At 50.0% G+C, this 12,098-nt stretch carries 13 protein-coding genes; 11 read left to right on the forward strand and 2 right to left on the reverse strand.

Annotated features, from left to right (window positions below):
- The first annotated feature begins 75 nt into the window (after positions 1-75).
- The 3 genes from V3C10_03965 to V3C10_03975 all read left to right on the forward strand — a co-directional run bounded on the left by V3C10_03965 (position 76) and on the right by V3C10_03975 (position 3,547).
- Positions 76-1,275, forward strand: coding sequence for an amidohydrolase (locus tag V3C10_03965; GenBank protein WVP62995.1), 1,200 nt, complete (start codon positions 76-78; stop codon positions 1,273-1,275).
- Complete coding sequence (locus V3C10_03970; GenBank protein WVP62996.1) at positions 1,272-2,459, forward strand: amidohydrolase; 1,188 nt, start codon at positions 1,272-1,274, stop codon at positions 2,457-2,459. Before V3C10_03965 ends, V3C10_03970 begins: the two co-directional genes overlap by 4 nt.
- A gap of 248 nt (positions 2,460-2,707) precedes the next feature.
- Positions 2,708-3,547 carry a PD-(D/E)XK nuclease family transposase gene (locus V3C10_03975; protein WVP62997.1) on the forward strand — a complete coding sequence of 280 codons (840 nt, stop codon included), beginning with the start codon at positions 2,708-2,710 and terminating at the stop codon, positions 3,545-3,547.
- An 87-nt stretch (positions 3,548-3,634) separates the two neighbouring features.
- Here the strand turns inward: V3C10_03975 and V3C10_03980 are convergent, their stop codons facing one another.
- Both V3C10_03980 and V3C10_03985 read right to left on the reverse strand, forming a co-directional pair.
- Positions 3,635-4,930: an amidohydrolase gene (locus V3C10_03980; GenBank protein ID WVP62998.1), complete on the reverse strand. Its 1,296-nt coding sequence runs from the start codon at positions 4,928-4,930 to the stop codon at positions 3,635-3,637.
- A 131-nt stretch (positions 4,931-5,061) separates the two neighbouring features.
- A complete protein-coding gene (locus V3C10_03985; protein WVP62999.1) occupies positions 5,062-6,102 on the reverse strand; it encodes an asparaginase in 1,041 nt (346 codons plus the stop codon).
- A 313-nt stretch (positions 6,103-6,415) separates the two neighbouring features.
- On the opposite strand from V3C10_03985, the gene V3C10_03990 reads away from it, so the two are divergent.
- The 8 genes from V3C10_03990 to ispD all read left to right on the forward strand — a co-directional run bounded on the left by V3C10_03990 (position 6,416) and on the right by ispD (position 11,874).
- Positions 6,416-6,907 (forward strand): YcxB family protein, encoded by a 492-nt coding sequence (locus V3C10_03990; protein WVP63000.1) that lies wholly within the window; start codon positions 6,416-6,418, stop codon positions 6,905-6,907.
- Between the two features lies 1 nt (position 6,908).
- A complete protein-coding gene (gene tsaE / locus V3C10_03995; protein ID WVP63001.1) occupies positions 6,909-7,337 on the forward strand; it encodes a tRNA (adenosine(37)-N6)-threonylcarbamoyltransferase complex ATPase subunit type 1 TsaE in 429 nt (142 codons plus the stop codon).
- Positions 7,334-8,089, forward strand: a complete 756-nt coding sequence (gene tsaB / locus V3C10_04000) for a tRNA (adenosine(37)-N6)-threonylcarbamoyltransferase complex dimerization subunit type 1 TsaB (protein ID WVP63002.1) — start codon at positions 7,334-7,336, stop codon at positions 8,087-8,089. Before tsaE ends, tsaB begins: the two co-directional genes overlap by 4 nt.
- A 5-nt stretch (positions 8,090-8,094) precedes the next feature.
- Positions 8,095-8,535, forward strand: a complete 441-nt coding sequence (rimI, locus tag V3C10_04005) for a ribosomal protein S18-alanine N-acetyltransferase (protein WVP63003.1) — start codon at positions 8,095-8,097, stop codon at positions 8,533-8,535.
- Between the two features lie 210 nt (positions 8,536-8,745).
- Positions 8,746-8,988, forward strand: coding sequence for a hypothetical protein (locus V3C10_04010; protein ID WVP63004.1), 243 nt, complete (start codon positions 8,746-8,748; stop codon positions 8,986-8,988).
- A gap of 165 nt (positions 8,989-9,153) precedes the next feature.
- On the forward strand, positions 9,154-10,065 hold the full coding sequence (locus tag V3C10_04015) for a ribonuclease Z (protein ID WVP63005.1): 912 nt from the start codon (positions 9,154-9,156) through the stop codon (positions 10,063-10,065).
- Positions 10,066-10,087: 22 nt separating this feature from the next.
- Positions 10,088-11,125 (forward strand): tRNA (adenosine(37)-N6)-threonylcarbamoyltransferase complex transferase subunit TsaD, encoded by a 1,038-nt coding sequence (tsaD, locus tag V3C10_04020; GenBank protein ID WVP63006.1) that lies wholly within the window; start codon positions 10,088-10,090, stop codon positions 11,123-11,125.
- A 2-nt stretch (positions 11,126-11,127) separates the two neighbouring features.
- A complete protein-coding gene (gene ispD / locus V3C10_04025) occupies positions 11,128-11,874 on the forward strand; it encodes a 2-C-methyl-D-erythritol 4-phosphate cytidylyltransferase (GenBank protein ID WVP63007.1) in 747 nt (248 codons plus the stop codon).
- Positions 11,875-12,098 lie beyond the last annotated feature (224 nt).

Consider the following 12,098-nt stretch of genomic DNA (forward strand, 5'->3'; position numbering starts at 1 on the left):
GGTTTTTCTCGCTTTGCGATTGGTGCGTTACTGCTGCCGAATTTTTCGGTTCGGAGATAAATGAAAGGAAACAGTATGAATTTTAAAGAGGAGGCCGCTGGGCTGAGCGATTATATTGTCGAGAAGAGACGGTGGATACACAGCCACGCGGAGGTATCTTTTGAGGAAAGAGATACGACGGCGTATATTACAAAAGAACTGGAAAGTATGGGAATTGAAACGCAGCGTTTTCCCGATTATTACGGCGTGATTGGCACGATCCGCGGGGAAAAACCGGGGAAGACGGTGATGCTCAGGGCTGACATTGACGCCTTGCCGCTGAACGAGGAGAGCGGGGAGGCTTTTTCTTCCTGCAATCCGGGAGCAATGCATGCCTGCGGACACGACTGCCACAGCGCAATGCTTTTAGGGGCGGCCCGTATGCTGAGCAGCCATCAGGAAGGTCTCTGTGGTACGGTAAAACTTTTATTCCAGTCGGCGGAGGAATCCTGCCATGGGGCGCACTACTATGTGGATCATGGATATCTGGACGATGTGGACGCCCTGATGGGAATCCACGTCTGGGCCAGCATGGAAACAGGCTTTATAAATATCGAGGATGGATTCCGGATGGCGTCCTGCGACAATTTTAAAATTATTGTGGAGGGCTCCTCGGTACACGGCTCCACCCCGCACCTGGGGCACGATGCCATTGTGGCCGCCAGCTCGATTATCATGAATATACAGACTTTTGTCAGCAGGGAAAATGATCCGCTGAATCCAATGGTGGTGTCGGTGGGCATGGTGAAGGCCGGAACCCAGTTTAATATCATTGCCGACCGTGTGGAGATGGAAGGGACTATCCGGACTTATGGAGTGGAGATGAGGAAGAAGGTTCAGAAGGAACTGGGAAGAATCATCGGCGGCACGGCGGAGGCGCTTGGCTGTCGTGCCGAATTTATCAATAACCCGATTGAACCTCCGGTCATTAATGACGATCTCGAACTCAATGAGCTCGCCAGGGCGGCGGCAGTGAAGCTGTATGGAGAAGAGGTCCTTAAAAAGATGCCGAGGGTAATGGGTTCCGAGGACATGTCCATTCTGATGGAAAAAGTTCCGGGACTGCTGTGCTTTATAGGCTATTATAATGAGGAGTGCGGAAGCGTCCATCCCGTTCATTCCGTCCATTTTCGTGTGGATGAAAAACTTCTGCCAAGAGGAGCGGCGCTCTATGCGCAGTTTGCCTATGATTATCTGGAAGGCGGAGAAGTGGAAAAGGGGGGAAAATCGCTGTGAATATAAAAGAGCTTGCAGGAGAACAGAAGGAATATATACTTACGCAGCGCCGCTTTTTCCACGCGCATCCTGAGGTATCAAAGGAAGAGGCCGGTACAACGGAACATATTGTAAGGGAACTGGAGGAAATGGGCATTCCGGTCCGCACATTCGACGACTGCACCGGCGCAGTGGGAACCATCGAGGGAACCCGTCCGGGCGGGGAGCCGGGTTCGGGAAAAACCGTAATGCTGCGGGCGGATATAGATGCCCTGCCGATCACTGAACCGCAGAATAAAGAATATTCCTCTCAAAATCCGGGCGTGATGCATGCCTGCGGCCATGACTGCCATATGGCCATGCTTCTGGCGGCCGCCAAAATCCTGTCGTCCCACAGGGATGAATTTTCGGGTACAGTGAAACTGCTCTTCCAGATGGGAGAGGAAGTCGGGATAGAATCAAAGCATTATGTAGATAACGGCGCACTGGACGGTGTGGATGCAATCTTCGGAATGCATGTGTGGGCGCTCCTGGATTCCGGCTGCGTCAACTTTGAGGACGGGGAGAGGATGGCATCCAGCGATCGGTTTACAATCCGGATCAAGGGCTGCTCCTCACACGGAAGCGCCCCTCATGAGGGAAAGGATGCCGTTGTAGGTGCGGCAGCCGTTGTTATGGCGCTTCAGACCCTGGTAAGCCGCGTCAATAACCCCCAGAACACCTTTGTACTGTCGGTGGGGATGATGAATGGGGGAACCCAGTCTAATATTCTGGCCGGACAGGTGGAACTGGTGGGAACCACCAGAACTTTTAACAGAGAATTCAGAAAGAGCCTGCCAAAGCTCATCACCGATATGGCCTCAGGTGTAGCCATGGCATACGGCTGCGAGGCGGAGACGGAATACTGCTTTTTCCCGGGACCGGTTATCAACGACCATGAGGATTTAAATAAAATAGCGAGAAGCGCCGCGGAGAAACAAATGGGAAAAGCGGCTCTTGTTCATCTGGATAAAATGACGGGCGCGGAGGATTTTTCCGTTCTGATGGAGAAGGTGCCCGGTGTTTATGGATTTTTAGGAGTGAGAAACAGAGAAAAGGGAATCTGCTGTGTGCATCATCATCCTGATTTCGAGGTGGATGAGGAACAGCTCCCAAACGGAACGGGAATCTATGTGCAGTTTGCGATAGATTATCTGAATGGATGAGAGAAACAGGGGAAGTGTGTTACTGGGCATTCTATGCCCAGTAACGGATGCGGAGGAAAGAAATAGTTCTTGCCATTCCGTCTTCGCAAAGTTATAATTACAATACAAGTCGATGCCGTCTCAAGGCATCCTGATTTTTAATTCTGCAATGCAGTTTTGCATTGTAACCGGCAATTTCTGCCATAGTTCAACAGATAAAAGGATATGGCAGGAAAGACAGCTCCTGTCATAAAAGAGAGGAGTTACGGATGGATAAAAGAAGCACAGCGGGCGGTTTCTGCAGCAGGATGGATTTTTATGAGGAACGCCGGAAGAAGGTTCAGCAGTTCAATATGACAAGCGATGTGTTTTGTGGAAAAGTGCTGGAGGACAGGAGCGCCTGTGAGGAGGTTATCAGGATAATACTGGACGAGCCGGGATTTACCGTCAAAGAGGTAAAGGCACAGTATTCGATCCGCAATGTTGAGAACCGTTCGGTGATTTTGGATATACTGGCGGAGGATATGAGCGGGAAACTGGTCAACATAGAGATGCAGATACGAAATGACGGTGATAACCAGAGGAGGGTGAGATACTATCAGGCCAGCATCGACATGAGCTGCCTGGAAAAGGGAGTGCCCTATGAGGAGCTTCCGGATTTGTATCTGATTTTTATTACGGAAAAAGATTTTTTTGCACATAAGCTGGGAATCTATTATGTCGAGCGCAGGCTGAAGAATATCGGTAACACTGTGGATAACGGAATCCATGAGATATATGCGAATCTGGAATGTGAATGCAGCAATGAAAAAATCAACGAATTGCTCTCTTATATGAAAAAGTCGGACAGTAGTTATCAAACAGAGACATTTCCGAATGTTGTCAGGAGAGTGAAGTTTTTCAAGGAGAAAGAGAAAGGAGTAGAGAGTATGTGCAGAATATTGGAGGAAGAGCGAAATGAAGGAAGAGAAGAGGGGAGAAAGGAAGGCAGTGACCGGATCAACGAATTGATTCGGAGACTGTTAAAGGACGGAAGGAACGAAGATATGGTGAAATCCCTGGAAGAGCCGGAGTATCAGGAACAATTGTTGAAGGAATATAATCTGTAACGAAAGAACGCTCCGCGAGGATGCACATGCCGCGCAGAGGGTAAATAATTGCTGAAGCAACTGCGCGGCAGCGCAAGAGACTGTGATTTATTTTATATAATCAAGATACTCCTCAATTGTAAGAGCCGGTGTAAAATCTTTAAGAATCTGTCCGGCTTCTTTTGCCTGGTTTGTCAGAAGGCGGTAAGCGGTAAGAGCCATCAGTTTGGCAGGATTTACAAAAGCCTTTTCCTCATCGGTCAGGCGGAAATCTTTGCTGTGCAGTGCGCCCTCGAATCCGCCGAAGGTAAAATTAAGCACTGGCATCAGGTGGGTCAGATCGCCGACATCGGTGGAAGTCATATTTTCCTGACCGGGTGTAATGGAAGTCCAGCGGATGGATTCACCGATGAGCCCGGCGGCGTCTATCATAACCTGATCCGGCAGGCGTTCGATGACGGGCAGATAGCCGGGTACATCTTTAATCTCAACCTTGGCGCCGATGGCATAGGCAGCCCCTTTGAAGGCGCGGTCCGTTTTCTCAGATACCTCGGCGACGGCTTTCAGGCTGCCGGCCCGCACCATCATATCGAGAACAGCTTTATCGGGCACGACGTTGACGGCAGAACCGGCCTCTTTCATAATTGGATGCACCCGGACATAATCTTTTTCCTGGAATGTTTCGCGTATCATGCCGAGAGCGCTGAGGGCAAGGGCGGCCGCATTCATTGCATTGATTCCCTCGTGGGGAGCTCCTGCCGCATGGGCGGCTTTGCCGTAAAATGTCGCCGTTTTTCCTATGAACCCGGTGCAGGCGTTGTTGCCGAGGACGAAATCATATTCACCGAAGGGGAGCATATGGGCGTGTGTGGTGATCGCCATATCAATGTCTTCAAAACAGCCGCGGGAGATCAGTTCGGCCTTTCCTCCGGAATGGGTGGAAATCTTTTTTTCCCTCAGTCCGCTGCGTATATCCTCACTGAGAAATTCCTCGGATGGTACGGCGAAAAAGGTGGCCAGTCCGTCCAGCTCACCGGCAACTTCCGGCGCCGTCAGGGCAATTGCGGCCCCGAGCATCGCTGTCATCTGGGCATGGTGGCCGCAGGCATGGCTCATTCCGTCGGGAGCGGCCTGTGGATGGGAAGGGCAGAGGATTCCATCCAGCTCACTGATCAGGGCGAGATTCACGCCGCCCTCTTTGCCGATGGAAGCGCGGAGCCCTGTTCCGGCCAGTCCGGTACGGACGGATAAACCGAGCTTTTTCAGTTGTTCTGCAATAAAGGCAGAGGTATTCACCTCGGCAAATCCACGCTCTGCGCGGGTATAGAGTGTATTTCCCATGGAGATCAGTTCTTCACGGTGTTCATCAATGATCTTTAATATCTGTTTTTCTGTCTCGTTCATGTTTTTCTCCTGTTGCTCAGAAAAATCATATGTGATTTTTCTGAAGCCGCATTTATTTTCAGGTTTTATTTTGTGAGTATCATTAGAATCTCAGGACGGGATTCTGCCCGGCCTCATGATTGGGAGGGCGGTTATTCTTCTTCGGTAATGGAAACCTCGCCTGCAATATTCGTATTAAAAATTTCACGGACCTTTTCAGGATCATCCGTCTGTCCGAGAGCCCACATCAGTTTTGTGACAGCCGCTTCGGTTGTCATATCACGGCCCGGGATGACTCCGCATTCCAGCAGACGGCGTCCTACCTCGTAGATAGAGAAATCACTTGGTTCATACAGGCACTGGCTGCATGCCACGACACTGATACCGGCTTTTGTGAGCTGCTCCAGTTTTTCAAGCAGGTTTCTTCTGAAAAAGTGCAGTCCGCCTGCTCCGAATGCTTCCAGCACGATTCCGCGGTATCCCAGATTTTTCAGCGCATCAAAGATAGCCGGTTTGGTGTTTGGAATCAGCTTCAGCAAAAAAACGTCGGTGGAAATGCTGTCATTTAATACGGCGCGGCAGGAGCCTGCGGTTGGCGGATCGGCAAGCGGGGCGGAAGATACCGGCTTTTCCGGCTCATGATATCTGCGCATCCCATTGGCGAAGACCTCTGCCAGATAGGGGGCATTTACACTCTCAAAAGCTTCGAAACCAAGTGTCCTCACCTTGACGGCGCGGCAGCCCAGCATAATCCGGCGGTTGAATGCCACACAGACGCCGTTTATTTTGGCATCAATGGCGGCAAAGGCCGAGTAAAGATTGTTTCGCGCATCGGTCAGCATGTTGTCGATGGGCATCTGTGAGCCGGTCAGCACAACGGGGATGGGCAGGTTCTGGAGCATGAAAGACAGCATGGAGGAGGTATATGCCATGGTGTCGGTTCCGTGGGTGACGACAATACCGTCATAAATATCCAGATTTTCGAAGATATTGCGGGCTATTTTTCTCCATTCCTCCGCCTGGATATTGGAACTGTCCAGACTGAGAAGTTCACGGCAGGTGATTTCATAGCGCGATGTTAAATCTCCCATATAAGAAAGCAGCTCGTCCGCATTCATCTCGGGTTCGAGGCCGTTAGTGCCTTCTTTCGAGGCGATGGTGCCTCCTGTGGTGAATAGTAATATTTTTTTCATACTGTTTTACCGTCCTTTATATTCACAAGTATACAGGAAACAATATAGACTGGCAAGGGGAAGAACGGCAGCTGAAGATGCAAAAGAGGTACCGGGTAAAGCCGGATAGGCCATGATGTGATATCCCCAATAGACAGTGGGAGAGCCGTTTTTTGACGAAGTCCGTATAGCTGTTCGGAATGCAGCCCCGATTGACTTTTTTCAATTCCTATATTAAGATGTGGGAAGGAAATATTGGTGTTTTGTCTCTTCACTATTTATCCTTGCCCGGCAGGGCGGAGAGATAGGACGCCGGAGAAAAGAGGCGTGTAATATGGATTTACGAATTAAAGTAACGGCAAGGGAGATTTTCCTGTTTTCGCTTCACCACTATTACCATTCCACAGCGGGCGCTATCAGCATCGGCTGTTCGGTGCTGGCTCTTGGAGCAGTGGCAGCCACCTGGTCCGCGCAGCCTGGCTATATGAAGGGTGTTCTGGCCCTGGCAGTCATATTGATCGCAGCGACCCAGCCGTTTGTCCTGTACAGGAAAGCCGGCAAGGAGACGCTGGATCCCCAGAGATCTAAGGAAACCCATTTTAAAATAGATTATAACGGACTGAGGGTACACCAGGGGAAGGATAAGGCCGTAATCCGGTGGAACCAGATTGTAAAGGTGGGAAAGATATCGGATATTTATATCTTGTATCTGACCAAGGACAGGGCATACCTGTTCCCGGAACGGGTACTCGACGGGAGCAAAAAAGAGCAGTTTCTGAACGTAATCAGAGAGTATGTCCCGGCAGAAAAGAGGAAAGGGATCTGAGATGACAATAGAGACATTTACACCGGAAGAAACATTTGAACTGGGGGCGAACCTGGGAAAGAAAGCAAAGCCGGGAGAGGTGTACTGCTTAAACGGAGATCTGGGAGTAGGAAAGACCGTATTTACCCAGGGTTTTGCGAAAGGACTCGGCATTGAGGGGCCGGTGAGCAGCCCTACGTTTACCATTGTCCAGCAATACGATGACGGACGTCTTCCACTTTATCACTTTGACGTCTATCGGATTGGAGACATCAGTGAGATGGATGAAATCGGCTATGAGGACTGTTTTTACGGTGATGGAGTCAGCCTGATAGAGTGGTCCAACCTGATCGAGGAAATTCTGCCGGAACAGCTTACTCAAATTCGGATTGAGAAGGATTTGGAAAAGGGTTTTGACTACCGCAAAATAACCGTGGAGGAAAGAAAATGAGAATTCTTGGAATCGAAAGTTCATCTCTGGTGGCCTCGGTGGCCATTGTGACGGACGACGTTGTTACGGCAGAATATACGGTGAATTTAAAGAAAACGCACTCACAGACGCTGCTGCCCATGATCGATCAGATGATGGGGATGCTGGAGGAGGAACTGGCTACCGTTGACGCCATCGCTGTCTCGGGAGGACCCGGGTCTTTTACCGGACTCCGCATCGGCTCAGCGACGGGGAAAGGGCTGGGGCTGGCGTTAGGAAAACCGCTGATCCATGTCCCGACGATGGATGCAATGGCCTATAATCTCTATGGGACTTCTTCATTGATTTGTCCGATCATGGATGCGAGAAGAAACCAGGTCTATACAGGTCTCTACCATTACCGCGATTCATTCGAGGTGGTCAGGGAACAGTGGCCGGCGGATATTAGGGAGCTGGCAGAAGAACTTAACCGGATTGGGGAAAAAGTCATTTTTCTCGGTGACGGGGTGCCTGTCTGCCGGCATATAATAGAAGAGGAAATAAAGGTTCCCTGTGAGTTTGCACCGGCCCATGTAAACCGGCAGAGAGCAGCGGCTGTGGCAGCCCTGGGAGCTGTTTATTACAGTCAGGGCAAAATAGAGGATGCGTCGGAACATAAGCCGGACTATTTGCGCAAATCCCAGGCAGAACGGGAACGCGAGGTAGCGGAACGCCAGGGAGAAATGGATAAACTGGCGGCAGGAATCGTGGTAGTGGAGAAAAGCGGGGAGTAATAGAAATGGCGTCGATTCGTTTGATGGAGCTTAAGGATTTACAGGACGTGGCGGAACTGGAGCAGAAAAGTTTTACCGTACCCTGGTCCGGGAAACTTCTCGAAGAGTGCCTGGAGAGTCCTTTTGACAAGGTTTGGGTGTTGGAAGAAGGAGGAAAAATCAAGGGGTACTGCAACTTCCGCGTGATAGCCGGGGAGGGTGAACTGATGAGAATTGCCGTCCTGCCTGCGTCCAGGGGGAGGGGGTACGGCAGGGAGCTTATGGAAATCCTGGCTGAGTATGCCAGCATAAACCAGGTGGAAGAAATCAGTTTAGAGGTAAGAGCTTCCAACAGCTCAGCCATAAATCTTTATAAATCATACGGTTTCAAAACAGAAGCAGTCAGAAAAAGGTATTATACCGATCCTGCAGAGGATGCACTCATTATGTGGCGCCGTAACAGTTGAAAAAATTACCACCTGAAATCGTGAATAAACCAGATATAATGTAGGAGTATCCCTGACGGCGATGCTCCTTTTTTCTCTGCAGCAGGGAAAATCAGAGCTTCGGAAGCCGGACGGGAAAAACGAGATAAAAAATAAAATGGTCCGGTCAGGAAAAAGAGGGACAAGTTAAAAAAACAGGTGACACACGATAAGAAGAAAGGCGAGGATATTATGAGAAAGTACAAAGAAAATGGACAACTGGAAGCTGTCTGCTGTAACATGTGCGGGAAAAAGATGGTTGTGAAGGACGGAATCCTGAGAGAAGGGGCTGCCCGCTTTGACTATGTGTGGGATTATTTCTCGGAAAAGGATGGAGAAGTGCATCATTTTGATCTCTGTGAGGAATGTTATGACAGGATGACGGCGGAATTCTGTATTCCGGTGGATATTGAGGAGCAGGTAGAGCTTTTGTGACAGGATTAATATGTGAAATCCCCTTGGGGGATACATCCGTTTGAACAGTAACTCAATCACTCCTGTTTCCCAACTAAATCCTCCTCCCCCTTGCAACCTGGCTTCCTTTTATGGTATGATTTGGGAGAACTATTTGACAGGATGTAATAGAAAAGAGGATTTTACATGTTAGACGTTTGTCTGCTGGGAACAGGGGGAATGATGCCGCTGCCGTATAGGTGGCTGACATCGCTGATGACCCGCTGTGACGGGAGCAATTTATTAATAGACTGCGGTGAAGGAACCCAGGTGGCGCTGAAGGAGAAGGGATGGAGCCCAAAACCGATCGATGTAATGTGCTTTACCCATTACCACGCGGATCATATCAGCGGTCTTCCGGGCCTTTTGCTGACAATGGGAAATGCGGAGCGGACAGAGCCCGTGATTATGATTGGACCGAAGGGACTGGAACGGGTGGTCGGCGCTCTCAGGACAATAGCGCCGGAACTTCCGTTCCCGCTTCAATTTATTGAGATGACGGAACCAAGGGAAAAATTTGAAATAGGACCTTATGTGATCGACGCATACAAGGTGAACCATAATGTCACCTGTTATGGATATTCTGTTTCCATTCCAAGAAAGGGACGGTTTGATGTGGAGCGCGCAAGAGAGCAGCAGATCCCCCAGAAGTTCTGGAACAGGCTTCAGAAAGGTGAGATTGTGGAGGACGGCGGACGCACCCTGACGCCGGATATGGTTTTAGGAGCTGCCAGAAAAGGAATCCGCGTCACATACTGTACGGACACCAGACCGGTTCCCGTGATTGCGGAATATGCGCAGGATGCGGATCTGTTTATCTGTGAAGGAATGTACGGCGAGGACGGAAAGGAGTCCAAGGCCAGAGAATACAAGCATATGACGATGTATGAGGCGGCAAACCTCGCAAAGACGGCGAAACCCGCGCGGATGTGGCTTACCCATTACAGTCCTTCCCTCACCAGACCGGAAGAATATATGGATAAGGTCAGAGAGATATTCCCTGAGGCGAAAGCGGCAAGGGACGGCTGGACGGCAGAGCTGGGTTTTGAAGAAGACTAGGAAGCGGGAGGAAGAAAACGCCATGAAAAAACATACAACAGATGAAGATGTTTATATTCTTGCAATTGAAAGCTCCTGTGACGAGACCGCAGCCTCCGTGGTGAAAAACGGCCGCCAGGTGCTCTCGAATGTCATATCGTCACAAATTGACCTTCATACACTCTATGGAGGGGTAGTTCCGGAGATTGCCTCCAGGAAACATATAGAGAAGATCAACCAGGTAATAGAAAGTGCCCTGAAAGAGGCGGACATGACCCTGGAGGAAATTACGGCAATTGCAGTCACCTACGGGCCCGGCCTGGTGGGTGCGCTTTTAGTTGGGGTGGCCGAGGCGAAGGCATTGGCTTATGCCGCTAAAAAACCACTGGTAGGAGTCCATCATATAGAAGGGCACGTATCGGCCAATTTTATTGAGAATGCAGATTTGGAGCCTCCGTTTGTCTGCCTTATCGTATCCGGAGGGCATACACACCTTGTAATCGTGAAGGATTACGGAGAATTTGAGATTATTGGAAGAACAAGGGATGACGCCGCCGGGGAGGCTTTTGACAAAGTGGCAAGGGCTGTGGGTCTGGGCTATCCGGGAGGGCCTAAGGTGGATAAGGCCGCACAGGGCGGAAATAAACATGCTGTGGAATTTCCGAGAGCCAAAGTCGGGGAGAATCCCTATGACTTCAGCTTCAGCGGCTTAAAGTCGGCTGTTCTTAACTATATTAATCATGCGAAAATGACGGGAGAAGAGATTGCCGTTCCCGACCTCGCAGCCTCATTTCAGAACGCCGTAGTGGAAGTTCTGGTCACAAGGACAATCGCAGCAGCCAGGGAATATGGCTATGACAAGGTTGCGATCGCCGGAGGCGTTGCATCGAATACGGCCCTCAGGGAAGGAATGGAGGAGGCCTGCCGCAAAGCCGGGCTCAAATTCTATCATCCGTCCCCCATTTACTGTACGGATAATGCGGCGATGATTGGTGTTGCGGCCTATTATGAATACATCAATGGTTCCCGGGCCGGCTGGGATCTTAATGCAGTGCCGAATCTGAAGCTGGGGGAACGCTGACGATGGACAAAGAAACCTTAAATAAGACAGGCCGGTTTGCGGCTGTCGTACTGGCGGCAGGCAGAGGGAGCCGGATGAACAGCAAAGTCCAAAAGCAGTATATGCTCCTGGATGGGAAACCTCTTATCTATTATTCACTGAAAACATTTGAGGATGGGCCGGTGAATGATATTGTGCTTGTAACGGGGGCGGAAGAAATAGAGTATTGCCGCAAAGAAATAATAGAGAAATACGGATTTACTAAAATATTGGCCGTGGTCTCAGGAGGAAAAGAACGCTACCACTCTGTCTATGAAGGACTTAAATGCCTGGAGGCACAGGGGGGATACGGCCAGGGAGATTATGTCCTGATCCACGACGGAGCCAGGCCGTTTGCCGATGCGGGGGTGATTGCCCGGGTGATGGATGACTCGGTGCGTTATGGGGCCTGTGTGGCCGGGATGCCGTCCAAGGATACGGTAAAGCTTTCGGATGATGCCGGATTTGCCGGAGTGACGCCGGATCGCTCCCTGGTCTGGACGGTTCAGACACCGCAGGGATTTACCTATCCTCTGCTCAGGGAAGCTTATGACAAGATGATGGGCCGGGTGGAATATCAGACAGGTGTTACCGATGATGCGATGGTGGTGGAGTCAATGACCAGACATAAAGTCAGGCTGACGGAAGGATCGTACCGCAATATCAAGGTGACAACACCGGAAGATATGCTTGTGGCGGAAACTTTTATACATCATACAGCCGGTATTTAAGCAAATGGAAAAAGATTTACGGTGTGCCAGGATATGGATAGATCTTTACTTTTCTGGATATACTGTACGTAGTAATAACAGCCGCATTCTTAAAGACGGACCTAGAATGGAAAAAGGTATGGGGATTTGCCTTTTTGCTGCCAGTATTTTATGATTGGACAAAAGGTGCGACTCAGGAATTCATATCTGTCCGATTGAGGTTTAGTGATTCCGAAGAAAGATTC

Source organism: [Clostridium] symbiosum, from assembly GCA_036419695.1.
Classification (GTDB): domain Bacteria; phylum Bacillota; class Clostridia; order Lachnospirales; family Lachnospiraceae; genus Otoolea; species Otoolea symbiosa_A.

Bases quoted from the DNA above. Each gene is read 5' to 3' on its own strand.
- V3C10_03975 (WVP62997.1), top strand. From the start codon at position 2,708: ATGGATAAAAGAAGCACAGCGGGCGGTTTCTGCAGCAGGATGGATTTT.
- V3C10_03990 (WVP63000.1), top strand. From the start codon at position 6,416: ATGGATTTACGAATTAAAGTAACGGCAAGGGAGATTTTCCTGTTTTCG.
- V3C10_04015 (WVP63005.1), top strand. From the start codon at position 9,154: ATGTTAGACGTTTGTCTGCTGGGAACAGGGGGAATGATGCCGCTGCCG.
- V3C10_03980 (WVP62998.1), bottom strand. From the start codon at position 4,930: ATGAACGAGACAGAAAAACAGATATTAAAGATCATTGATGAACACCGT.
- V3C10_03965 (WVP62995.1), top strand. From the start codon at position 76: ATGAATTTTAAAGAGGAGGCCGCTGGGCTGAGCGATTATATTGTCGAG.
- tsaB (WVP63002.1), top strand. From the start codon at position 7,334: ATGAGAATTCTTGGAATCGAAAGTTCATCTCTGGTGGCCTCGGTGGCC.
- tsaD (WVP63006.1), top strand. From the start codon at position 10,088: ATGAAAAAACATACAACAGATGAAGATGTTTATATTCTTGCAATTGAA.
- rimI (WVP63003.1), top strand. From the start codon at position 8,095: ATGGCGTCGATTCGTTTGATGGAGCTTAAGGATTTACAGGACGTGGCG.
- V3C10_03985 (WVP62999.1), bottom strand. From the start codon at position 6,102: ATGAAAAAAATATTACTATTCACCACAGGAGGCACCATCGCCTCGAAA.
- ispD (WVP63007.1), top strand. From the start codon at position 11,128: ATGGACAAAGAAACCTTAAATAAGACAGGCCGGTTTGCGGCTGTCGTA.
- tsaE (WVP63001.1), top strand. From the start codon at position 6,909: ATGACAATAGAGACATTTACACCGGAAGAAACATTTGAACTGGGGGCG.
- V3C10_04010 (WVP63004.1), top strand. From the start codon at position 8,746: ATGAGAAAGTACAAAGAAAATGGACAACTGGAAGCTGTCTGCTGTAAC.